The following is a 23,682-nucleotide window of genomic DNA, read 5'->3' on the forward strand; positions in this document are numbered from 1 at the left end:
GGGTGTTTTTTCCTGTCTCATATTATTGGGTCACTCTAGTCTTTTATCCTTGGGCGCTGAATTCATGGACCCATACTTCCATTTCAGGAAGCCATGGCATGCCTGGGTGGATCGACAATATCGCTTCTTTATAAGCTGCTAAACTGTCATATCCTTCTCTGTTAGCATCATCATCTGTCAATTCGCCAAGTTTTTGTTTATATACATTATCTATTCGAAATTTCTTATTTTTTAACTCCATTGTTTCACCGATATCTGCATAACGGCCATTACGTCTTGTTGCGGTCTTGATACCTTTTAATACTTTTTCCACATCTTCCGGTAATGTAACTAGACGATCAACGCTGCATGTTTTCGGTGGTAATGGCATACTATTTTCTTGCATATATGCAACACCCTACCTTTCCCTTCTATTGTATCTTTTACCGTTGTTTTCGACAAATATTCAGAACAAAAACAGTAAAAAATAAATCACAGCCTATGTACCCCTTAGTAAAAAAGAACGCCTATAGAAAGAAATGTACTATGAGGGCTTCGAAGACAGTAACTAACCATATTAATAAACTAGCGCCACAAAACACAATTTCCATATAATGGACACTGAACAGTTTGTCTTCATTTTGTTTAGCTCGCTTAATGCCTAGAAAATCACTCTGATTAATTATGTAAATAAATGTGCTTGCTAACATCAGTATACTTATCCAAAAGATAAGACCTTCAAGTGAAGTAACATACCTAGAACCCCCACTTACTTCCAAATTAAAAGGAATGTCGAAATCATTACTTAGTAAAAAACTGATGACAATCAACACGAATAAGATAAAAGGGATGCTGATCGGATGACGACGATAATCAATCCTGTGAAGAAATAGTGTAGTTTTTCTTTTACGTTTCGAATCATCTGACGGATCTTCCACCCTGTTTCCTTTAACAATATAGAAAAAAGTAATGATCATGATCCCGATAAATGCCACAGGAGATAATAATTGAACTGCCATTGAAAAGTCAATCACCGCAACCACAACCAGTGCACTCACGGTAAGTAACATGACTCGCATTATTATTTTATCTTTATTACTCCACCAGCGGTTGATGATCTCCCGATTATCTTTGGTTGTACTGTCACTAAGAAACTGATTTTCTGGATCAGATAACTGACGTATCATCACATAAGCGAACACTGTAACTGCGACCCCTACTACTAGCCAAATGTATGCATACCAAGCATCGGAGGGAATACGAGAAGCATGATAAGCTTGGATAATCCAATGTCCATCCACAATTACAATGATATTTCCAATAAAAAGTAGATAAGCAAATAGCTGCCTAATAGTGTATTCCCCCTTATTTACTTAAATGGATTGGCAGATAGGTGAAACTAGTCATATTATTCTGGATACACAGAGAACCATTTCATTATTTTGTATCCTCTATAATAGCTTACCACAAATACTTTTTATATCTGAGTTTGGAAATATTACAAAATGTTGAACATTTGGCTTTAGCTTCTTGACTGCCTTAGAAAACGAGGATAACTAATGACAGATATTACACAGCCTATCATGCCAAATCCTAACAAGATCAATAAGGATAACCATATATCCATCACATGACCACCATCCTGCAAAATAGACTGAAAACCTTCCAATGCCCAATATTGTGGTAGGAATTTCGCTATCAATTGCATCGAATTTGGCATAATTTCAAGTGGCATCCATAGTCCACCTAGCATTGCTCCTCCTAATGCAATCACTTGTGTTAGGGCAATCCCCATGTTTTCGGTATTGACTAGTAAGGACATGGCCATTCCCCAGCTAGTAGCAAGAAATGCGAGGATAAGAGATATCAACGTTAATGCAAGTGGATCACCTAGAGGTAAGTCATATACAAGTACTCCAAATAACATTAATACAATAATTTGAAGGATTACAATGATCAAAAATGGTAACCATTTTCCAACAAGAAAACGATTTAATGGTAAAGGTGTACTAGCAACTCGAGCGACCATTCCACTATCTCGATCTTTTATAAAGGTAATCACCATCGAAATCATAATAAAGAAAGTGAACATAATAATATAGCCCGGCACTATTTGTGTCACTAATTGCTCTGGTTCCATTTCATTCATACCGGAAAATATCGTGATAAAACCAACTATAAAAATAATTGGCAATATAAAAGTCCAAAACCAAATCCCTTTGTCTTGTAGCTTCTTTTTTAATTCGACTATCGTAATTGCCCACATATACCATCCACTCCTATCCATTATCCCTTAATTGGGTACCTGTTAAATAAAAGAAAATATCTTCTAATCTTGCCTGACTCAATTCCAATCGCTCCGGGTTAATTCCACTTTGCTGAAATTGTTCAATCATTTTTCCCATTGTCAATAGCGGATCATCACAGTTCACAGTGAATCCAGTCTTCTTTTCGATGGTATCGCCATATAAAGATAATTCCTCTTTGCCAATTCCGTCAGCTGAAACAAAAATGGATGCACTGCGATGTTTATTCAGCACATGCTTCATAGTGCCATGTTCCACTAATATTCCTTTGTCAATAAAGCCAACACTATTGCAGATCTGCTCCACTTCTTCCATATAGTGACTAGAATAAATAACGGTACTTCCCATCTCTTTTAATTGCTGAATAAGGGCGAAAATGGAATGTCTTGATTGTGGATCAATCCCTACGGTGGGTTCATCTAACACTACTAAAGAAGGTTCATGAAGGATGGCACAACCTATATTTAAGCGACGCTTCATACCTCCAGAGAACTCTGTTATTTTTTGATTTGCCTTATCGCTTAGTCCAATTTGATCCAACACTGTCCGAATTCGTTTACGTAAATGTTCACCTGATAAACCATACAACCTGCCAAAATACATTAAATTATCCTTAGCCGTTAATAATTCCTCTAAGCAAATATCCTGAGGTACATATCCGATAAAGTGCTTAACCGCTTGCCGGTTCTGTTTCACAGACTTGTTAAAAACTTGAATATCCCCATCAAACTTTTGCAATACTCCGACCAATATTTTCATAAAAGTTGATTTCCCTGCACCATTTGGACCAACTAAACCAAAGCAACTTCCTTCGTCAATTTGAAACTGTATGTCATTCAATGCTTGAACAGAACCATAAGATTTACTAACACCTCGGACATCAATCATTCATATTTCCTCCTCTTATTCGTTCTTTCTATCTATACATTCATTCATTGATCTTGCCATTCTTTTGAAATAGGAATAAAAACTAATCCAGAAAATTGAATAGCATCCTATAAATATACCTAACCCTAGTAGCAATGCCTTCGTATTGAAAGGAACCCAACCTGCCATAATGGCTATTGGAAAATAAACAACAATAGATATAACAAAATGCACTATTGTCTGTTTCAAAATACTCCAACGTTCCCGTTCAAAAATGACTGATGCCCAACTGAAATAGATTCCGATTAACATGCTTGCAAGCCAATGCTTCCATATTTCTTGTACCGTTGTTTCAATGTCTTGCATGACTAGCAAGGAAAGAATCACAAATGTTACTAAACTCCCTGCCGCAACACCATATAATATTCGTTTTAGTCCTTCCACTATCATAAGTCTCCTCCTTCCATTATCTGTGTTTTTAAATCGCTCACATATTTCCTACTCACATATTCCTTACTTCCTGACTTAAAGTAAACACACAACGTTCCATTAAATGATAATTCAAAGCGATCGATTTGATTTATATTGCCAATAACAGATTTAGAAAAACGAATAAAACCAGTATTAATCAGCATTTTCTCCACTTCATATAATTTCATTTTCAACTCCATACATTCTCCCTTAATAGAGGCAAACACTTTTCGATCTCGAGCAAAAAAGAAATCAATCTCCTCTGGATTTAGTACAATCGATCGCTCTTCCTGTACTGCTACTATTCGCTTCGGTTGCTTCCTTTTTAATAGTTGAACCAATTCTTCAATTTCTTTCGTCCACTCCTTCGCAGAAATAGTAATTTGACACTCCTCATCATGTTTGGGATCGATATCGATTTTTATCTTCAATGGTTTCCCCCCTTTTTGAATTATGATGTACATCACTTCTTTTTTGGCAAATTATCTCATTAGACGTAAATAAAAATACATAACATGTAATTTTGCATGAATAAGATGTTTTTTCGTAATATAAAAAGCGACTGATGAATAGGTCAATCAGTCGCACAGTTGTTATTAAGGATAGCTAATCTTGCCTTTTTCCACTAATTGTTTAAGTCCTTCAAACATCATTCCCCAACCATCTTGCGAGCCATCATGATATTCTTTACATGCCTTGTCGATATCTACTTGTGTCCATCCTTCTTCATGAGGGACGACTATCTTCTGGACAAAGGTCATATTACATCCAGACGTTGTTGGTTCAAAGGAAACAGTTAAAACATCTACGGTATCACTAAACTGTGGCATTTCGAAAGTTTTTACAAGTTTATTCGGTTTATCTAAAACGCGGTACTCACCAATTGCTCGATAATCCTTGCCATCACGGTGATCAACAATTTCCCAGCTACCGCCTTCTTTGGCATCACTCTTAGCCACTTTGTTAGTCATTTCCATTGTAAATAGCCATTTTTTCATTAATTCCGGTTCAATCCAAGCGGCGTATACTTTGTCTGCTTCCACATCAAAAGCTTTTGTCATTGTTAATGTTACCGTTGAATGATTGGTCATCTATTTTCCCACCTTTATTCATTAAATTTGAGCATGCTGTTAGGAGTTGATAGTACATTCTTAAAAGTTGATAGTATTTCGCTTGAAGTTGATCGTAAATTCCAAAAGTTGATAGTATTTCACTCGAAGTTGATCGTAAACTTATGAATGCATTTCCATAATATCATATTTACATCATCCAATGAAAAGAACATATAAAAAGAGCTGACTTCAATGTCAGCTCTTCTCAACTATGTTTCAGCTTATTTTCTTTAATACTAATTCTTCATGTTCTTTCGTAGCTGTTAGCAGACCGATAACACCCATTAGGACAAATGAAGCTAAGGAAGCAAAGAACATTGCTAAATAAATATTTGCAATCACATTAAATTGTGTAAAGACTACATATAACGATGCACCTGTGATGACTGCTGCAATCGCACCATAGTTTGTTGCTTTTTTCCAGAAGTAACCTAATGTTATAGGTGCTAATATTCCTGAAATAATCGCGGAAAAGCTGAATTGAATCAATATCGACAAGGAATCCGGACGATCTAAGGAAATATATAATGATAAGAGTCCTACTAAAACAAGCGATCCTTTTGCGACATTCACTGATTGTGCATCTAATTTCGCCTGGCTTATATTCTTCTTAAATACTGGCGCCAATACTTTGTAAAAATCATTTCCAATACTAGTTGTTACACCTAAGTATAAGCTATCTGTACTGGAAAGGATTGCTGAGATAATCCCTACAATCATAATCGCAGCAATAATACTAGGGAATGATTCGATTACATACATTGGAATCGCTGAATCTGCACTATTTAATGTCGGGAAAAGTACCCGCGCAGCTAAACCACCCAGTACCATTAAAGTGGAAATAACAAACAACACAATTCCTGATGATAAGGTGAATGGTGCAAGCTCTTCCTCTGTTTCAATGGATAAAATTTTGTTCAACAAGTGTGGCATTAGGATAAAACTGAATAATAAAAATTGTACAGCCATAATTGCTAACACACTATTATATGGACCATCAACGCCCACAAAAGTGGTTAAATTGGGATCTACTGCTTTCAATTGCTTCGTTAATTCCCCGAATACATTGATACCACCGCCGATTGTCCAAAAGAATGAAATAAAAATTAATATCGAAGCTACAGCCATAAATAGCCCTTGTATACCATCTGTAATCATCTGGGCGAAGGCTCCACCTAGACCAATATATAAAATCGTAATCGTTACCCCAATAATGATTCCCCAGAAATAAGGGATACCAATTACGGTTTCAAAAATGGTAGCAAGACCAACATTTTGACCAACAATGTAATATACATTAAATAATATCAAAAGAGAGACAATGACTTGTAACGTTTTTGAATTATAACGTCGTCCTAACCACTCAGGTACAGTAGAAACTCGCCCGAATTTCTTGCCATAACGCCAAAATGTTTTAGCAAAAATTAATAGACCAACCCATGAAACACCAAAACACCCTAATGTATACCATAAAACCGATGTACCGTGTTGATAGGCTAATCCTGGTACGCCAATAAACAGATTCGCACTAGAATATGATGCAGCAAAACTTGCTCCTACAAGCCAAGGACTAACCTTCCCTCTCGCTGTCGCAAAGCCATTCATCGATTTACTATGAGCACTTCCTTTTTTTCCAATCCATGTTACAAGACCAAAATAAGCAACTAATAATATAATAACAGTCCAAAGAAGTAAACTAGATTCTGTTAACATGCCTTAATACCACCCTTAATTATTTTTATAAAACTTGCTCCAGATCGTTAGTCCGATAACCCAAAACACGGCAACTAAAATGAGATACGTATAAATCATCGCTTAATCCCCTTTCTTTTGAAAAAATGGTAATAGCCGTTCATTTAATTGCTGAAAGGATATTTCTACAGGTAACTGATAACGTAATTCCTGTTCATTGATTAGCAAATGCGTAAGCAACGATGGTCCCTCGGCTAATTGGACAACCCCTACCGCATATGGTGTGCGTTCTTGCCAAGCAGGATGTCCAGCTCGATGGACAATACTCCAAGATTTTAACTTACCTTGCCCCGAGGCTTCTTTCCACGTTAGCTTCGAGCTAAAACAGTTTGGACAATGGGCACGTGGATAGAAAACCCATTGCTTACACTCCTCACATTGTTGCAGATAAAATTGTTTTTCGTTAATCTTATCCCAAAAGGGCTTACTCACTGCTGTAATCGTTGGTTCCGGAAATGATATATTCGTCATTGCTCTCCTCCTAACACTAAAGCAGTTGTTTCACTTAATGTCGCTCCATTTCCTGTTACAAGTGCATGTTTAGCATCAGCAATTTGTCGGTCTCCACCTTCGCCACGTAATTGGATGACTGCTTCAATAATATGTGACATTCCTCCAGCTAGGTCGGCTTGGCCAAAGCCTAGTTGGCCACCATGTGTATTGAGAGGATAATCGCCATCATGACCAAAAGTATGATTTCGGACAAAATCACCGAACTCACCTTGCCTACATATCCCAATGCTTTCTAGCTGCACCGCTACAACACTTGTATAACAATCATAAAGTGATAACAAATCCAGATTTTCCCCGTTAATCTCTGCCTGTTGTAGGGCTTGGGGAATCGAATATGCAAAAGGTAACTGATCCATTGCCGGGGCTTGACTAACCGCACGATGGGTGATTTTTTCCCCTGCTCCTTTTAAATAGACCGGCTTTTTCTTTGCTTGCTTTGCTTTTTCCTCTGAAGTGACAATCACGGCTGCTCCACCCGCACATGGCATAACAATCTCTAACAGTCTTAATGGATCCGATATAATGGGAGATTGCAAAATATCATCTAACTCAACTGGCTTATCATAAAAAATTGCTTTCGGATTTTTTAGTGCATTTTTTCTAGACCAATACGCAATTCTCGCAAAGTCTTCTTGTTTGGATCCATATACTTCCATATGCTCTCTTTTTAACAATGCATAGGACGTATTTGCGCCTGAAGCACCAAACGGAACATCAAATTCACGAATGGGATTACGGTTCGGTGACCGTGGTACTTGTCCTTTTTCATTTTTATTAGCTAGTACACAAACGACTGTTTCACACATTCCTGCTTCAATCGCCGCAGCTGCACGCCAAATCATTCCCGCACCAGTTGCTCCGCCTAGATCAACAGTGTTAGACATAATCGGAGAAACACCTAAATATTCTGACACTGTTGCAGGTACGTGTTGTGGTGTTTCACCTACTTGTGGTCCTACTAACAATCCATCGATTTCGTCTTTCGCTAGACCAGCATCTGCTAATGCAAGCTGAACAGATTCCGCTATTAAGCTTAAAGTTGTTTTTCCTTCAGAGTACCGTACTGGCTTTAGTTCGCCGATACCGATAATTGCACCTTTCGGTCGTTTCACCATTAGTAGCACTCCTTCTTTTTAATATCTGTTAATTCTTGTAGACATTCAGGATTACTAATAGAAGCTTTGTTTTTGACTTCATTACCAATTGCTTCTGTTTTGGCAGCACCTTCGACTTTCTTACCGTTGACTGTGTATGGTATATCATTCACCTGATAAATTCGTCTTGGAACATGGCGTGGTGATGCTTTTTCTCGTATTTGTTGTCGAATGTGCTTGGCAAGATCTTTTGTTAACTGATCAGTTACAACACATAGTACAATCTCTTCATCATTTTCACATGGTAAACCAAATACGATCGAATCTTTAATTTCTTCGATTTGTTCTACCACACTATAAATCTCTGCAGTCCCTATTCTCACACCACCCGGATTTAGCACAGTATCTGCACGACCATAGATGATAAACGATTGATCAATAGTTTGTTCAGCAAAATCTCCGTGTGTCCAAATACCTGGTCGTTCAGCAAAATAGTTATTACGATAACGCTCATCACCATTCTCACCATAAAATGTTAATGGCATGCTTGGGAAAGGTTGTGTACAGACTAGATCTCCCTTTTGACCATAGACAGGTGCATTGCGGTCATCTAACACTTCCATCGCCATCCCTAATGCTTTACAACTAATCTCTCCGCGGATTACTGGATGAACTGGAGACCCCATAACAAAACATCCAATAATCTCTGTACCTCCTGAAATAGATGCTAAGTAAAGGTCTTCTTTTATCGTTTCATATACCCAATCATATTGTTCAGCTACTAGTGGTGCACCACAGGAAAGAATACTCTTTAAGGAAGTTAATGGATACTGATCTTTCAACACAACATCTGCTTTCATTAATGAATCTAAATACTTGGGACTCGTACCAAAATGTGTCAGTCCGATTTCTTCCGCAATATCCCATAAATGTGTTGGATTGTCTGGAAGTACCGGAGCACCATCATATAACAAAACAGAAGCATTACTCGCCAAACCTGATACGAGCCATGGATACATCATCCATGCTGTGTTGGAATACCAGAACAGTACATCTTCTTCATGTACATCACAATGCAATTGGTGTTCTTTCACATGTTGTAATAACGTACCTCCTACAGAATGAACAATTGCCTTTGGCAGTCCTGTCGTACCAGATGTATAAAGGATATAAAGGGGATCACGGAATCCAATCCTTTCAAATTGCGGTTTCTCTGCATCGTTATCGAGTAAGGATGACCAAGTGATTGTGTTAGGTAGTTCACCAGCAATCGTTATAACGTGATTAATACTAGCAATCTGCCTGATTGTTTCTTCTACTTTATCCGAAATATCAAAAGGTTTTTGTTTATACTGATACGTTAGATTGGCGATTAGAACTTTCGGTTGCACTTGGCCAATTCGATCGATTATTCCTTTCGCACCAAAATCTGGTGAACATGAGGTCCAAACTGCTCCAATTGATGTCGCAGCAAGTAAAGCAACTAATCCTTCTATATTATTAGTAGTAATCCCCGCTACACGATCTCCTTTTTTCACGCCTAATTGTTTTAATCCATACTGTGCCTTTGCAACTTGTGTACGTAAGTCATGATAAGTAATCTTCGCTGTTACACCTGTTTCATCTGCTTGATAGGCGGCAATTTGCTTATCTTTACCTTTTAGTAGATTCTCCGCAAAGTTTAATTGAGCATCAGGGAAAAAAACAGCATCTGCCATTGATTCACCTTGGAGATAGAATCTTTCCCCTTTTTCGCCGATAATACTGGCATAATCCCAGACACTAGACCAGAAATCTCCAATATTCGTGATCGACCAACGGTGTAATCTTTCATAAGGAAAAAGTGCCTGATTAACAGATTTCGCAAAAGCTTGAAGATGTGAATGTTCCATATCTTTTTCTGCAGGTTCCCATAATATCTGACTCTTCTTATCTATTGTTTGAGTATTCATTGTTTTCCCCCTTTCTTTGGTACTTCAATAAGAATGGCTATTCCTTGGCCACCACCGCCGCATAGAGAAGCGATTCCTTTACCACCACCACGTCGTTTCAATTCATGTGCTAATGTTAAAACTAAGCGGAAACCAGTACCTCCAAGCGGATGCCCAATTGCAATTGCTCCACCATTGACGTTTACTTTGTCATATCCAATATTTAACGCTTTACAGCTGGCGATCACAACACTAGCAAACGCCTCGTTTATTTCAAAGAGTTCAATATCTTCTACTGTCAATTGCTGTTTATTCAATACTTTTTGAATGGCGTCTGCCGGCTTTGTTTGAAGACTAGCATCAGGTCCGGCCGTTTCCGCCCAGTCGATAATATGTGCAAGTGGTGCTGTTCCAATTTGTTCAGCTTGTTTTGCTGTTGTAACAATTCCAAGGCTTGCTCCATCTGTCATTTGCGAAGCATTACCTGCTGTAATCGTTCCATCTTTTGCAAATGCAGGTTTCAAATTCGCTAATTTATCAACTGTTGTCTGTGGGCGTATACCTTCATCATTTGCTAACACACCATCGATTGGAAGAATTTCCTCCTGCAATAGCCCTTTTTCAAAGGCACTAGCTGCTCTTTGTTGAGACAGAGCTGCAAATTGATCTTGCTCTTCACGGCTAATGTTGTATACACCATTATATTGTTCTGTTAGTGCGCCCATCGATTGATCACTTAATGCACACCACAGCCCGTCATGTAGCAACGTATCAGTAATCGTCTGGTGACCTATACCTTTGATCGATCGAGTCGGGATAATATGTGGTGCATTAGACATTGAGTCAAAACCACCAACAATATAAAATGACCCTTCTTCTAATTGAGTACGGCGCACTGCATCAATAACAGAAGCAACCCCTCCAAGACAGACATTATTTAAGGTGATCGCCGGTGTACTACTATTAAGTCCAGCTTGATGTGCAACTTGCCTAGCAGGGTTTTGACCTTGACCAGCCTGAATAACTTGTGCTAACAATACCCCATCTATCTGAGGAATTGCAGCATGTTTTTCCATTAAGTAATGCAACGGATGGCTTGCTAATGATACTGAATCAATTTCTGCAAGGGCACCGTTCCATTTTCCAAAAGGTGTCCTGATCCCATCTAAAATAACAATTGACATATATGTGATTACTCCTTTTTCTTTTAAATTAAGAAAAGCGCAGAGCGCCCGCTTAAAAACGTAGCGGCTGGAACTAATCAACTGAGATAAAGGAATCACGGTGAGTTTACGAACCGATGATGACTTTCACCTAAAGGCATAAGTGCGACTAAGCCTCTGGTTTCACCAATCGGCAAGTCTTCTTTATCGTAGGACAATTCGTGAAGTCGCCTAGTTTTTGGGCGCTCGGAGCTACATCTGTGCAAATTTTATACTTTCCTTACAAATAAAAAAGCCCTCTTCGATAAAAAGAGGACTCTACTACTCTTCTTATCTCTCAGGAGTACTCCTGTTGGAATTAGCACCTTTTAAGCAATCGCTTAATGGTTGCCGGGTTTCATTGGGCCAGTCCCTCCACCTCTCTTGATAAGCTTATAGATATAATGTTTGTGATTCTTATAATAAAAAAATCTCTCTATATCGAGATAGAGAGATACATTACGTAACGATGAATCTCTTATCTCTTCTAAGTGAAAACACTCAGACGGAATTGGCACCTATATTAAGTAAAACACTTAATGGTTGCCGAGGCTTCTTTGGGCCATTCCCTCCACCTCTCTTGATAAGACAAGATTAATGTTCAGTTTTCATATCCTAGTAATACACTGTACTTTACATGCTTTTGTTGGAATTGTCAATATATTTCGACAATTAAAAGAAAGTAATTACGTAAATATTCAATCGCTTTCAAAAATAGGAAATATTATACAAACAATATCAATCCTGTGGTAAAATAATCCATATAATATACTAAAGGAGGATTATATGAAATCTATCAAACTCTCGTTTATCGGCTTGCTGTTACTTGTATTACTTTTTAGTGTTCCTACAACCACAATGGCACAAGAGGAATCTGGGATTGACTTTGACAAGCCTGTTGTTCTCGTTCATGGTATAGTTGGTGCACCGTACAATTTCTATAGTATCGAACGAAAATTAAGAAGTATTGGGTACGACAGATCTGATTTGCATGCGTTGAACTACCCCCACTTAACCTCCTTTCAGGATGTTTGAAGTGGGGGATTCTTGGGAACAGAGCGTACTTATTAGGTTATTTCTTCCCTAACAGTGGTTTCTCTTCTTTACCAAGCTATCCCCGTAGTCCCTACGGTTTTATTGGTTGTTGAAGCCGAAGCTATCATTCGTAATCCTTCGGCTAGAATATTTTTGCTCGCATTGACATCTCGATCGTGGTGCGTATGGCAAACTGGACAAGTCCATTCCCTTATCTCAAGCGACTTTTTGCCATCGTGATATCCACAAGTAGAACATAGTTGACTGGATGGAAACCATTTACTTATTTTCACGATCGTTTTGCCGTACCATGCTGCTTTGTATGTTAGCTTGGATACAAAGCTCGACCATGATACGTCAGCGATAGATTTTGCTAGTTTATGGTTGCGCAACATGCCTTTCGTGTTCAAGTCTTCGATACAGATTACATCGTGGTTTTTGATAAGGTCTGTACTTAACTTGTTAAGGAAGTCGGCACGTTGATTCATGACTTTTTCATACAATCTCGCAACTTTTTGTTTTTGTTTTTGATAGTTTTGTGCATCGAGTAAGTCCGTTCCGTTGTTTTTCGCATGTTGGGCACGTCTGGACAGTTTTCTTTGTTCTCGTTTTAATTTCTTTTCCATTTTAGTGGTGAATCGATGATTATCCACGTTTTGTCCATCCGAGAGAATCGCAAAGTCCGTAATACCTAAGTCAAGTCCGATAGCTGATTCTGTTTCTTTGAATGGTTGTACTTCTGTTACTACAAGAATCGAGCTGAAATATTTTCCGCTTGGATTACGTCTGATGGTGGCATTTAGGATCCGCCCTTCGACTTCTCGACTTTTGGCAAAGCGAACGAACCCGAGCTTCGGTAGTTTGATTTGGTTCCCTTTAATGGAGATATTGCCATTTGTATGTTTAGTCGTATAGGATTGAACAGGATGCTTTTTGGACTTGAGTTGTGGAGCTTTGGTCTGCTGTTTAAAGAATCTGGAGAAGGCATCGGAGAGGTTTTTTAGGGAGGATTGGAGCGCAATGCTGTCTACTTCTTTTAACCAGCTCCATTCTTCTTTTAAATGAGGTAGTTGAGCAGAACAAGCGTTATACGTCAGCCCTTTCCCTGTTTCTTGGTATGTATCGTTCCACTTAGCTAAAAAATGGTTGAAGACAAAACGAGAACAGCCGATGGTTTTCGCAATTTGTCTTTCCTGTTCTTTCGTTGGATAGATACGGAATTTGTAGGCTTTATTAACAAGCAATGCTTTCACCTCTCTCGGTATCACGATACATCTATTATACTATATATTGCATGGTGGATACATCATTTTAGGGGAAGAAACTCATACTCTAGCTAGCTTTCAATGATAGTAATGGCACTCGAACAATCGGACAATGGAGATGGCTAAAACCATCTCCTGTCCGAAGGCGATTCATCTCCCACCTACGCATTCTCATTCCTTGAGGTGGGAGTCTTCTCGCCTATTGCTGATAAAGTAGATAAAGTAATTACACTTGAAGGTGCTAATCGCTTAGGGGCAACTTCTGTTCCATCAGAAGTTGATTTCACTTCTATCTACAGCAGTTCAGATTCTATCGTATCTATCAGTTTGTCAAGAATTAGTGGTGCTGACAATATTCATGTTTCAGGCGTATCACACCTTCGTCTTTTAACGAGTAGCAGAGTACAAGATCTCATTGTTGAAAGTTTAAGAAATTAATAATATTCACTATCTAGAAGTCGTTTGGTATTTTTCCGCCAAACGACTTCTTATATTTATTGCTATACTATTTGAGCCATTCTTCCGCTAATGTTCCATAAACAACATGGTCCGTATAGTGATCATATAACCATTCAGCACTTCTAATACGTCCTTCTTCCACAAATCCAAGTCGTTTAGGTATATCTCTACTTTTTTGATTATGGGTGGCCGCTCTAATTTCTACTTTGTTAAGTTTTAGTTCCATAAAAGCATAATCTGTTAGCGTTTTAGCAACCCTTGTCATAACCCCGTTTCCTTGATACTCAGCCCCTAGCCAATAACCGATATATGCGATTTTATTGGACCAATCGATACTATTAAAACCAGCAACCCCGACAATCTCCCCATGATATAAAATGACTGTAGTAAGACTTTTATTGTCAGCAAAGCCTTTCAAACTGGATTGAATGAACTCCCTTGTATCCTCTACTTTTACTGTTGCATCAACCCAAGGTAGCCATTCTCGTAAATAGTTCCTTGAATTTTCAGTTAGATCAAATATCCTTTCTGCATCTCTTAAGTCAATTAGTTTCAAAGACAAATCCTCATCTATTTTATATTCAAACATGTCAGTCCCCCCAATTGGTAAATTGAAAACATTTTACCAGAATATGTGATTTAATGCTAGTACTTTTTGATAAAGCTGAAACAAAATTATTGGAGCTATGACAAAAATACGGAACATCACACTTGATAGGTGCGTGCTTTGCATCGTTGGGAAATGTTGTTAAAGAGGATTACTTGTTTTTTGCAAAAAAAATCCCCTTCCATGGATAATCGACTATATCCTTGAGAGACAAGAAGATATCCATGGAAGCGAAGCACTTTTCCAAGCACGAGAACGAGAATTAGTTATTCCCTGGAAAAAGTTTTTCTAAGTTTAATCAGTCCACCCGTACAGATCAAATGGCTGACCATCTTGATAATTTTCAATTGCTTGTTGAACATAAGGAATGATATTTTCCGGCAGATTGTTGAGTGGATACCATGCTAACTCATCACATTTGTCAGGCTCTTTATTAATAATATCTCCTGTCCACTTCTTAGCTGTCAAAAAGAAATCAATCCGCTCCTCCTCTGCCCTACGATGCATAACTCCAACGATGTTCAAGTCTTTTTTGGATATAGTAATGCCAGCCTCTTCTAATGCTTCTCTTTGAGCAGCAGTAATCACATCTTCTCCTCCATCGACATGACCAGCTAAGACACTATAGTTGCCATCTTCATATCCTGTGTTATATCGTCTAAGTAACAGAATCTGATCATCTTTTAATAGAAAAATATGTACTGCAGCAATTACTTTGAATCTATCTTTTACCATGATTGATCACCTCTTCTTTAGAATACCATGAATCATTTGCAATTTCAGGAAATTTGGAGGTGGTTAACTAAATAGATTTTCACTTTTCTTTTTATAAGTAATACGTTGTACAATGCCAGTGTTTGCTATTTGTTTTTCTTTTACCTTTCCACCCCATCTTTAATAGTTCTTTTGCAATCAACATATTAAAAAAGCCATGCCCAATCAAGGCAACAGAACCATATGTTTCAGCATACTCTATTAATAATTGTGCAGCTTTTCGGGCTCGCTTTTTTGCATGAGTTATCGACTCACAACCTTTTGCATTTCCGAAAAACCACAAACACCTTAGTAAAAATGCCCAGATACTTGAGGGTATCTTTACCCCTCTAAGAGAGGAGCTAGGTAATTCTGTTTCACGAAAAATTCGATTGGGTACAAAGTCAAGGCTGGGATGCATTAGTTTTGCAGACTGAATCGACCTTTGTAAATCACTTGTCAAAATCAAATTGGCTGTCCGTACTTTCTTCAGTGTCTCCAAAGGATAGAAATCCTCTTTCAAAACGCCACTATTATCATAACTGCTCACCCAATCATTAAATTCTTCAGCCGTTAACCAACGATTAGTTGTGAATTCCGATTTGCCATGTCTAATTAATGAAATATCCATACACCTACTCCTCTTCACTGGCTACAGTGTCCACTCTATCAGCAACCCAGCATATGTTAAGCCTCCGCCAAAACCATATAATAGGACTTTATCGCTTTTCATAATCAACTCATCACTTGTATCAACGATCTTCTCTAAAATAATTGGTCAATCTTCGTTCTTGTATAGATGAACCTATTGCTGTAATTCGAGCTTTGGAATTTGCCATCACTTTTCATGTTTGTTTCCATTTTAACACTTGATCCTAGGATCTGGTGCTAATTTAATACAAAAAATACCATTTCGTTTTTGAAATAGATTTTTAATGCTTCGTATTCTTAATCATTCTGATCGGATAGTTGAGAGCTTTTCTTATACAAGGCAAATCTTTCTTTAGGAAGTCTTTGCATGAAAGCTATAAATAATATGAATGAAAATTGAGCAAAAGTTAATAAAACGAAAGAAGAAGTAACTAAAAATAAGAATATTAAAAATAGGAAGATTATCAAGGAAATAACCGCGATCCATATATCTTGCTTAATCAATTTTCTTCCTCTCTGAATATAATCTTCTATCATGGTTTGAGTTAGATATATTTCTCTTATTTTTTTAGGTATCATTTTTTTATAGACTAAACTCCCTAAAATAATACCTACTAAAATAACGGCAATTACTACTATTGTCTTTCCTAAACTGGAAAATGTATAACTAATTTCTTGCAAGCTTCTCATAAATGCTAGAATTGCGAAAAAACTAATCCAGTAACCCGTTTGGTTCATATCACTACTATGATCAATTCTATACGTATAGTTGGTATGTATATCAACATAAATGGTATATTTGTGTGCCTTTTTATCTTCCGTGTAAATAGGAATTAAATTCATCCGAATCACTCCGAACCTGCCTTTGTTTTCTGTCTAAAATAAGAATCTAATTTCTCTTCGGGTATCATTTTTCCATTTTCGTCTTTTACTGGCTTTAATCTGCCGTTTAGTTCATAATTAAAGCTATCAAACCGGAACTTGCAATAAAGTATGACTAGTTGTTCTGGAAGGATAAATAACATTACCCAAAAAATTACTATGGAAAGTATTATCACAAACATTACATCATAATGACCTGTATTAAAGTTTCTAATTAGAAATTGTATAACAAAAGATATACTTATCCCTATTAAAATAACTACAGGCAAATAAGATGTTTTTTCAAATTTCCCACGCTGTTTATCTTTTTTAAACCCCTTCCGATAGAATCCGTTATTTAACAAAATAATAAAACGAACAAATGTTATTATAAATACGATTCCACCTATCAATAATGTCATATAAGTAAATTGTAAAAGAGAGTCCTCGTTTGACAATATAGTCCCTACTGCCATTAGAGAAATCAGATAAACTGAAACCCCAAATAAATTTTGAGATACCAACATACTTACAAAGTACTGAACCTTTTGTGAACGCAAATATATATATGGTATCGAATAAATCACAGATATTGTTGCTAATATTGATGATGCAATTAAATGAATCTTTACAATTAAATCTTTAGATGGGTAATTTGAGAACCCACCTACAAAAAACTCTAAAAATAGTAAAAAAGCTTGAAGAAATATTGACAATATTAAAATGGAGCCTAATGATTTAGGACTTTGCCTTTTTGATTCAAGAGGTCGTCTTAAAACTAAAAAGTACTCTTCATTTAAATTGTTTAACATACTAAAGACCACCCTCAATATTATCCCAATTAGAACTTAAAAGATTTCTATGCTATGGACGATTAAAAAATAGGCAAGAAAAATTTATTCTCCTTCACCTGATATTTTACTCCTCTATCTCTACTTCAGTGTGAATCATTTTCATTCGAATATTGTTGTATTCTTTCAAATGTAGCATAAAAATCCTTTGCTTCATCAGCTTGTCTTAATACTAATGCTTCTCTTAGATTAAATCACTCTTAAAACCCAATTTCCGTTACCTCTCTGAATTAAACAGGATTATTTATCCGGAGACAGTAGGTAAAATAAACAAATTTATTCTCGCCTTTAGATGAGAAAACTGAGAAAAAATGATATTGATATATCCCTTTAGTATGGAATTAAACCTTGTAATTAATGTACTCCACTTTCGAATTCATGCGCAATTATGTAGTTTCATATACTAGTAAGTGGTCAAATTGAACACTTCTTACTTAGCACCTCTTCTCGAAAATCAAATGTTTGCTAATTTCGAAATTCCATTTCAAAATCTGTACTAACATTACCATCCGCATCTCTCACTGGTTTCAAACGACCATTCTGCTCATAATTAAAACTATCAAACTTATATTTGCAATATAAAGTAATGAGTTGTTCAGGCAGAAGATATAGCATAAAGTAAAATGTCATAATGAAAATTGTCGCAAACACTAAAATATCCATCCCGTTAAAATCAAAATTTCTCACTAAATACTGAACAACAAATGTAGTACCGATACCCAAAAATAAAATAATTGAAATTAGTGTTTTAGACTCTAACTTCCCCCTAAGTTTATCTTTTTTCGATCCTTTTCTATAACTACCTTTTTTTAATTGAACAATAATACGTATAAAACTAACAACGAATAAAATACCACCAATAAAAAGAGTGGTGTAAGTAAAATTCAATAGATTCTCTACAGTATATGTAAATTCAGCACTAATTACGACTAATACAGTTATATATGTTGAAGCTGCAAACAAATTATGAGCAACTAATTGAAATATTAAGTATTGCATCTTTTGAGATTTTTTATAGACAACAGGAATGGAATAAACAACGGAAACAACACATAAAACAATGGAAATTGCTAAATGAGTCTTAATAATAGTATCAATGCTCGGGAAAGTTGAATAGCCTCCTATAAAGAACTCTAAAAGAAACATAACAGCTTGTAGAAATAGAATAACCCAAAATATTTTACCCAGTTGTGAAGGCTTTTGCCTTTCAGATTCAAAATTTCTGCGCAACACTAAGAAGTCCTTTTCAGATAATTCTTTAAACATAAAACACACTCCTTTTTTTAAAGGAAATAGCCTTTCACCTATATTTATTGCAGATATGGAAAATTAGCTTTTTTCATAAATCCATTAGCCGCAACATCAAAACCAATTAGCCATACCAAAATTTGAGCATAAATCTGATTTGATAAGTTATGATATCTTCTAATTTTAGTGGTTTTTTCTTCTACAACTATTATCCCACCCTTTCACCTGATCCCATTGGATAAATATTTCCCTCTTTGTCGAAATTAAAGCTTTTGAATCTCTTTTTACAATAGAGGATGACTAATTGTTCGGGGAGTACGAAGATCATCCCATAAAACAGTAGCATACCAATTATACCAATCATTAGAAAATTAATTTCAATCCTACTGACATGACTAACAAAAAATTGAATAAAATAAAATATTCCTAATCCACCTATAACTGCATGTGGTAGGAACGATTTTGCTTCAAATTTTTGACGAGTTTGCCCTTTACTTCTACCTTTTCTATATTTTCCTTGTTTTAATAGCAAATTGAACCTTATACAAGTTACAATAAATACCAATAATCCAAGTATTAACGTTAAAATAGTAGCAAATATTAAAGAGGCTATAGTTGCATCAGTCCGTCCAATAGTGTGTAGTGTCCAAAAATAAGGAGTAATTCCAAAAATATTTTGTGAAACTACAATACTAACAAGATACTGAGATACTTCCCTTTTTTTGTAAACAGAGGGAATAGCAAATATAGCTGATAGTATAATAATCGCAATAGTTAAAATCGAATGAATCAAAAAAATAGTTGTTTTATTTGGAAGTTGTGATTCGTACCCTAATACTATATGAGTTATAGAAACCATTAATATTTGAAGAAATATGCCTAATGTTAGCATACCACCAAAATTATTTGGACTTTGCCTGCCAGATTCTAAAGCACCTCTTAAAACATAAAAATCCTCTTCTTTCAATTTATCTAAAAACACATTAAAAAACTCCTTGATATAGGACTAATCAACCTACTAGCTTATTGCAGCAAATTATTTGTCATCATATCATCTAATTTTATTTATTGTTTTTAAAACATTCACTCACATTTAAAAATATGGATTACTTGTCGTTTGATAGGTAATGACATTTTCAAATATTAATGTTCTATATCATTCTTAACCCACCTTTTCGCCAGACCCCATTGGATAAATATTTCCCTCTTTGTTGAAATTAAAGCTTTTGAATCTCTTTTTACAATACAGTATGACTAATTGTTCGGGAAGTACAAACATCATTCCATAGAACAATATGATACCAATTATTCCTATCATTAAAGAGTTCAATTCAATCCTACTAACATTACTAGTAATAAATTGAATAAAATAAACTATTCCCAAACCGCCTATAACTACATGAGGTAAGAACGACTTCGCCTCGAATTTTTGACGTGTTTGATCCCTACTAGTTCCCTTTCTATATTCTCCTTTTGTTAATAATAAATAAAATCTTACACTAGTAACAACAAATACCAATAACCCTAGTATCAATGTTAAAATCGAAGCCAAAATTAAAGACGTTATAGAAGCATTAGTGCTTCCTAAAATGTGTATCGCGATAAAGAATGAAGTAATGCCAAAAAGATTCTGAGAGATTATAATACTAATGAAATACTGAAAAACTTCCATTTTCTTATAAACAGTTGGAATGGCAAATATCACGGATAATATAATAATCAGAATAGTAATGGTGGAATGAACCCATAAAATATTATTTTTATAAGGGAATTGTGAGTCGTATCCTACTACAACATGCGCTAAAAAAACCATTAACGCTTGAAGAAAAATAGCTAAGGTAAACATACCACCAAAATTATTAGGACTTTGTCTACCAGATGCTAAAGCACCTCTTAATACATAAAAATCTTCTTCTTTTAATTTGTCTAAAAACACAATAAAAAACTCCTATCATGAGCTAAAGCAACAAGCTAGTTTATTGCACTTTCTAGGTATAGAAGCAAAGCAGTTGCTACAAAAGTAAATGCTTTTTAGCACAGAAGCGAACCAACATATATGTTATACTTTTCGTTATTGAAAAATTAATATAAAGAAGTTATATAATTAGCCAGTCATCTTAAATCTTACTTTTGTAATTCCATCTAGAACAGTTAAAGTATTAGATATTGATACAATTAATAAAGTAAGCGTTGCAATAAATAACATTATTACATTTCCTAACTGAATAAATGCCCAAAAACTTATTATGGTAAAAACTAAGCAAAATACATACGCTAAAAAACATTGAAAAACTTGTTTAAAAGAATTTGGTCTAATCCATACGAACTTCCTAGAATTCCTATCAGTTTTAATAAGTAATTCAAATTTCCTTTTATTTCTACTACTTAAGTAGATTCGTAATATAATTACAAACATTATTACAATTAAAGAAATAGTAAGGTTAATTCCTGGAGTACTTTGTATATTGAAAGCATCTGCTAATGGCCTAAGTAAATTAGCTATAATAATTGCTACCCCCGTAGTTAGAATAGTATTCGTATTATTATTCATCGGATCTTCTTTTGAAAATTTCAGTTTTTTATCGGTTGCTTGTTTATTAATTTTATAAATCTTATTAGGCGTTATCCATGTTAAAAAAGGAAAAAGTATTTTCCATATTGACTGGTTCATATCTAATATATATCTTTCTTCATTGATATCTAAAATTCTAAATCTAACATTATTACGTAAACGTTGTACTTCACACTTCATAACTTTTACCACCCCCAATTCATTGGATTTATTTCATCTACACCCTTACTAATTGCCTCACCAGCCTTTTTGGCAAGATCTCCAATTGCTTCTCCGGGCCCTTCACATTTCATAAATTTTACCACGCTCAATTCATAGGGTTAATTGCTTCCAATCCTTCACCTAGTACCCTAATCCTCTAGCTCTACTTCAGTGTGATCTAACCTTATATCAATATTCTCTTCTGTTAAGTCCATAAATATCTCTTCATCTTCTGGTTTAACATCTAATAAAAAAGGTACAGCACTATCTGTTTCAATTTTACCGAATTCTTCTTCATGTAAAGTCACAGGCTTATTTTCAAAGATGTAATTATCATTTTGCTTGCCCAATGTAAGTTGAAAATAAATACTTTGAATTGGTGCGTCTAATCGATTCACACCAAGAAAAAGTATAGATAGCCTGCCTTCTTCGTTATACACGAGATCACGCGGATATACAGTAAAATCATTGGGAAAACCCGCTTTTGGGTCAGCTTTAATAACTTCATTTAATTGACTATACATTTCATTGTTTTCAATGGTTATTCCTTGTTCTTCATCTACTTTTGTAACCTGTAATTTTAAGTCTGGAACTTCACTTGACTGTGATTTATCAGAAGACCCCACTGTTGCTTTACTTTCAGAATCATCTAATTCTTCCGTTACTTCTAGTTCTTTTGCTTTTTTCGTACTAGATTCAACCGGTTCCTCCTCAGCCTCAGTATTCGTTTCATCTGTTGCCATGTCCTCATCCAAGTTACTGCATCCTGCGATAAATGAAACAACCGCTATATATATAAATAGTTTTTTCAATTTATAATTTAACCTCCTGATCTTAAAATAGTTCTCAATTTTTGAATTAACTTTTTAGTCATTCTTATTACTAACTTTTATTGATGAGGTTGAATCTTATCAATCTACATAGTAATATAATATGATTTAGTCCCTATTTTCTTATCAACGTTATATTCAGTCATTTTTATAAAATCCGTTACTTTCTAAATAATACTTCTTTGTCTTAGGAAAAACCTTTGTATATATAAGAGTGAATATCCAAGTAGTTAGTATTGTTGGTATTAAAATAATAAATCCAATGGAATCAAAAATAGCACCAATTAATATATAAATAACCGTAATATACATGATCGACATTATTAATAAATACATATATGCCGCATACATAAATGGGAAATATTTACTTTAGAACTCAAATCTTTAGACTTTATTTATTAATTACTTATTTTCTCTGATTTCTTGTGTGCCTATTCTAAAAGGATATGTTAAGAATCTCTTCATATTTATTTACCACCAGACCGTTGTAACTTAAATCGATTGATAGGAATAGGAGCTTAGAACTGAACAATTCTATAGTGAAATTCCTGAATTTGATAGTGATGGTATAATAATTGAAGAATCACGAAAATAATTGTTTGACAGCTTCTTCTCGCATTTTAGTTCACCTCACCTAAAAGAAGGCAAAGAAACAAGAACATCTGCTTCTTTGCCCTTCCTCCTATTCGTCTAGTTCCAAATCATAGTTATCTAATCTTAAGTCAATATTCTCTTCCGTTAATTCCATAAATAAAATATCTACTTATGTTCAAACCTTATCAAGCGGTCCGTTTACTTTTCCCTCAACATAACTTCCCTTATTTTCTACTTTCCAATCGTTAAACAACTTCTGAAATCTTTCTTCTTCCTCATCTTGAAATCCTTCAAACACTACTTGATCTATATTCTCATGATTAAAATAAAAGACGTTGTCTGGAACTAACCCCTGCGGATATAAACACCCAGAATAATCAAACATTTGGTTTTCACCCTCTACTTCAATTATCGGTCCTCTATTTAAAACCATTAATTTACTTGTTCCTTCATTCAGATATACAATTGAACCTATTGGTAACATACTTATTCCTCCCTCTATATAATTCAAATATCGTTAATATACTC

General features: G+C 35.5%; 26 protein-coding genes, 1 pseudogene and 2 riboswitches. Of the genes and pseudogenes, 2 read left to right on the top strand and 25 right to left on the bottom strand.

Annotated elements, in window-relative coordinates; translation table 11 throughout:
- Nucleotides 1-43 precede the first annotated feature (43 nt).
- The 12 genes from GH715_RS18860 to GH715_RS18915 all read right to left on the bottom strand — a co-directional run bounded on the left by GH715_RS18860 (nucleotide 44) and on the right by GH715_RS18915 (nucleotide 11,209).
- The gene (locus GH715_RS18860; RefSeq protein ID WP_153837031.1) at nucleotides 44-385 is read right to left on the bottom strand and encodes an ASCH domain-containing protein; all 342 of its coding nucleotides are present in this window, start codon (nucleotides 383-385) and stop codon (nucleotides 44-46) included.
- Nucleotides 386-506: 121 nt separating this feature from the next.
- Complete coding sequence (locus GH715_RS18865) at nucleotides 507-1,280, bottom strand: hypothetical protein (RefSeq protein ID WP_163578766.1); 774 nt, start codon at nucleotides 1,278-1,280, stop codon at nucleotides 507-509.
- 221 nt (nucleotides 1,281-1,501) lie between these two features.
- Nucleotides 1,502-2,245, bottom strand: a complete 744-nt coding sequence (locus GH715_RS18870; RefSeq protein ID WP_153837029.1) for an ABC transporter permease — start codon at nucleotides 2,243-2,245, stop codon at nucleotides 1,502-1,504.
- Between the two features lie 13 nt (nucleotides 2,246-2,258).
- A complete protein-coding gene (locus GH715_RS18875) occupies nucleotides 2,259-3,173 on the bottom strand; it encodes an ABC transporter ATP-binding protein (protein ID WP_153837028.1) in 915 nt (304 codons plus the stop codon).
- Nucleotides 3,174-3,188: 15 nt separating this feature from the next.
- On the bottom strand, nucleotides 3,189-3,602 hold the full coding sequence (locus tag GH715_RS18880) for a DUF3021 domain-containing protein (protein ID WP_153837027.1): 414 nt from the start codon (nucleotides 3,600-3,602) through the stop codon (nucleotides 3,189-3,191).
- The gene (locus GH715_RS18885; protein ID WP_153837026.1) at nucleotides 3,599-4,054 is read right to left on the bottom strand and encodes a LytTR family DNA-binding domain-containing protein; all 456 of its coding nucleotides are present in this window, start codon (nucleotides 4,052-4,054) and stop codon (nucleotides 3,599-3,601) included. Before GH715_RS18885 ends, GH715_RS18880 begins: the two co-directional genes overlap by 4 nt.
- Before the next feature lie 165 nt (nucleotides 4,055-4,219).
- Nucleotides 4,220-4,714, bottom strand: a complete 495-nt coding sequence (locus GH715_RS18890) for an SRPBCC family protein (protein WP_153837025.1) — start codon at nucleotides 4,712-4,714, stop codon at nucleotides 4,220-4,222.
- A 237-nt stretch (nucleotides 4,715-4,951) separates the two neighbouring features.
- Nucleotides 4,952-6,448, bottom strand: coding sequence for a sodium:solute symporter family protein (locus GH715_RS18895; protein ID WP_153837024.1), 1,497 nt, complete (start codon nucleotides 6,446-6,448; stop codon nucleotides 4,952-4,954).
- A gap of 102 nt (nucleotides 6,449-6,550) precedes the next feature.
- Nucleotides 6,551-6,958 carry a Zn-ribbon domain-containing OB-fold protein gene (locus tag GH715_RS18900; RefSeq protein WP_153837023.1) on the bottom strand — a complete coding sequence of 136 codons (408 nt, stop codon included), beginning with the start codon at nucleotides 6,956-6,958 and terminating at the stop codon, nucleotides 6,551-6,553.
- The gene (locus tag GH715_RS18905; RefSeq protein ID WP_153837022.1) at nucleotides 6,955-8,115 is read right to left on the bottom strand and encodes a thiolase family protein; all 1,161 of its coding nucleotides are present in this window, start codon (nucleotides 8,113-8,115) and stop codon (nucleotides 6,955-6,957) included. The genes GH715_RS18900 and GH715_RS18905 overlap by 4 nt, the downstream gene beginning before the upstream one ends.
- Nucleotides 8,115-10,046, bottom strand: coding sequence for an acetoacetate--CoA ligase (locus tag GH715_RS18910; protein ID WP_153837021.1), 1,932 nt, complete (start codon nucleotides 10,044-10,046; stop codon nucleotides 8,115-8,117). The genes GH715_RS18905 and GH715_RS18910 overlap by 1 nt, the downstream gene beginning before the upstream one ends.
- Entirely contained in the window at nucleotides 10,043-11,209 is a 1,167-nt protein-coding gene (locus tag GH715_RS18915; protein ID WP_153837020.1) for an acetyl-CoA C-acyltransferase, read from the bottom strand. The genes GH715_RS18910 and GH715_RS18915 overlap by 4 nt, the downstream gene beginning before the upstream one ends.
- A gap of 306 nt (nucleotides 11,210-11,515) precedes the next feature.
- Nucleotides 11,516-11,621: riboswitch (SAM riboswitch) on the bottom strand.
- An 81-nt stretch (nucleotides 11,622-11,702) separates the two neighbouring features.
- A riboswitch (SAM riboswitch) is annotated at nucleotides 11,703-11,817 on the bottom strand.
- Nucleotides 11,818-12,013: 196 nt separating this feature from the next.
- On the opposite strand from GH715_RS18915, the gene GH715_RS18920 reads away from it, so the two are divergent.
- Nucleotides 12,014-12,262, top strand: a complete 249-nt coding sequence (locus GH715_RS18920; RefSeq protein WP_194928303.1) for a lipase family protein — start codon at nucleotides 12,014-12,016, stop codon at nucleotides 12,260-12,262.
- 68 nt (nucleotides 12,263-12,330) lie between these two features.
- On the opposite strand, the gene tnpB is transcribed toward GH715_RS18920, so the two are convergent.
- Entirely contained in the window at nucleotides 12,331-13,506 is a 1,176-nt protein-coding gene (gene tnpB, locus GH715_RS18925) for an IS200/IS605 family element RNA-guided endonuclease TnpB (RefSeq protein WP_163578767.1), read from the bottom strand.
- A gap of 228 nt (nucleotides 13,507-13,734) precedes the next feature.
- Here tnpB and GH715_RS18930 point away from each other — a divergent pair.
- Nucleotides 13,735-13,965: pseudogene (locus GH715_RS18930) on the top strand (esterase); the annotation flags it as partial.
- Between the two features lie 67 nt (nucleotides 13,966-14,032).
- Here the strand turns inward: GH715_RS18930 and GH715_RS18935 are convergent.
- The 12 genes from GH715_RS18935 to GH715_RS18990 all read right to left on the bottom strand — a co-directional run bounded on the left by GH715_RS18935 (nucleotide 14,033) and on the right by GH715_RS18990 (nucleotide 23,638).
- On the bottom strand, nucleotides 14,033-14,575 hold the full coding sequence (locus tag GH715_RS18935) for a GNAT family N-acetyltransferase (protein ID WP_153837077.1): 543 nt from the start codon (nucleotides 14,573-14,575) through the stop codon (nucleotides 14,033-14,035).
- A 312-nt stretch (nucleotides 14,576-14,887) separates the two neighbouring features.
- A complete protein-coding gene (locus GH715_RS18940) occupies nucleotides 14,888-15,328 on the bottom strand; it encodes an NUDIX hydrolase (RefSeq protein ID WP_153837076.1) in 441 nt (146 codons plus the stop codon).
- Nucleotides 15,329-15,419: 91 nt separating this feature from the next.
- Nucleotides 15,420-15,977 (bottom strand): histidine phosphatase family protein, encoded by a 558-nt coding sequence (locus GH715_RS18945; RefSeq protein ID WP_153837075.1) that lies wholly within the window; start codon nucleotides 15,975-15,977, stop codon nucleotides 15,420-15,422.
- 21 nt (nucleotides 15,978-15,998) lie between these two features.
- Nucleotides 15,999-16,079, bottom strand: coding sequence for a hypothetical protein (locus tag GH715_RS21975; RefSeq protein ID WP_083939035.1), 81 nt, complete (start codon nucleotides 16,077-16,079; stop codon nucleotides 15,999-16,001).
- Between the two features lie 215 nt (nucleotides 16,080-16,294).
- Nucleotides 16,295-16,840: a hypothetical protein gene (locus GH715_RS18950; protein ID WP_153837074.1), complete on the bottom strand. Its 546-nt coding sequence runs from the start codon at nucleotides 16,838-16,840 to the stop codon at nucleotides 16,295-16,297.
- Between the two features lie 5 nt (nucleotides 16,841-16,845).
- On the bottom strand, nucleotides 16,846-17,670 hold the full coding sequence (locus tag GH715_RS18955; protein WP_153837073.1) for a hypothetical protein: 825 nt from the start codon (nucleotides 17,668-17,670) through the stop codon (nucleotides 16,846-16,848).
- Between the two features lie 504 nt (nucleotides 17,671-18,174).
- Nucleotides 18,175-18,975, bottom strand: a complete 801-nt coding sequence (locus GH715_RS18960; protein WP_153837072.1) for a hypothetical protein — start codon at nucleotides 18,973-18,975, stop codon at nucleotides 18,175-18,177.
- A 190-nt stretch (nucleotides 18,976-19,165) separates the two neighbouring features.
- Nucleotides 19,166-19,939: a hypothetical protein gene (locus tag GH715_RS18965; protein ID WP_163578768.1), complete on the bottom strand. Its 774-nt coding sequence runs from the start codon at nucleotides 19,937-19,939 to the stop codon at nucleotides 19,166-19,168.
- Nucleotides 19,940-20,119: 180 nt separating this feature from the next.
- The gene (locus GH715_RS18970; RefSeq protein ID WP_163578769.1) at nucleotides 20,120-20,893 is read right to left on the bottom strand and encodes a hypothetical protein; all 774 of its coding nucleotides are present in this window, start codon (nucleotides 20,891-20,893) and stop codon (nucleotides 20,120-20,122) included.
- Between the two features lie 168 nt (nucleotides 20,894-21,061).
- A complete protein-coding gene (locus GH715_RS18975) occupies nucleotides 21,062-21,709 on the bottom strand; it encodes a DUF443 family protein (RefSeq protein ID WP_153837071.1) in 648 nt (215 codons plus the stop codon).
- Between the two features lie 170 nt (nucleotides 21,710-21,879).
- Nucleotides 21,880-22,542: a hypothetical protein gene (locus GH715_RS18980; RefSeq protein WP_153837070.1), complete on the bottom strand. Its 663-nt coding sequence runs from the start codon at nucleotides 22,540-22,542 to the stop codon at nucleotides 21,880-21,882.
- A gap of 787 nt (nucleotides 22,543-23,329) precedes the next feature.
- Nucleotides 23,330-23,638: a DUF4176 domain-containing protein gene (locus tag GH715_RS18990; protein ID WP_153837069.1), complete on the bottom strand. Its 309-nt coding sequence runs from the start codon at nucleotides 23,636-23,638 to the stop codon at nucleotides 23,330-23,332.
- Nucleotides 23,639-23,682: the final 44 nt, after the last annotated feature.

Origin of the sequence: Gracilibacillus thailandensis (assembly GCF_010994055.1) — a bacterium.
GTDB classification, from domain to species: domain Bacteria; phylum Bacillota; class Bacilli; order Bacillales; family Amphibacillaceae; genus Gracilibacillus; species Gracilibacillus lacisalsi.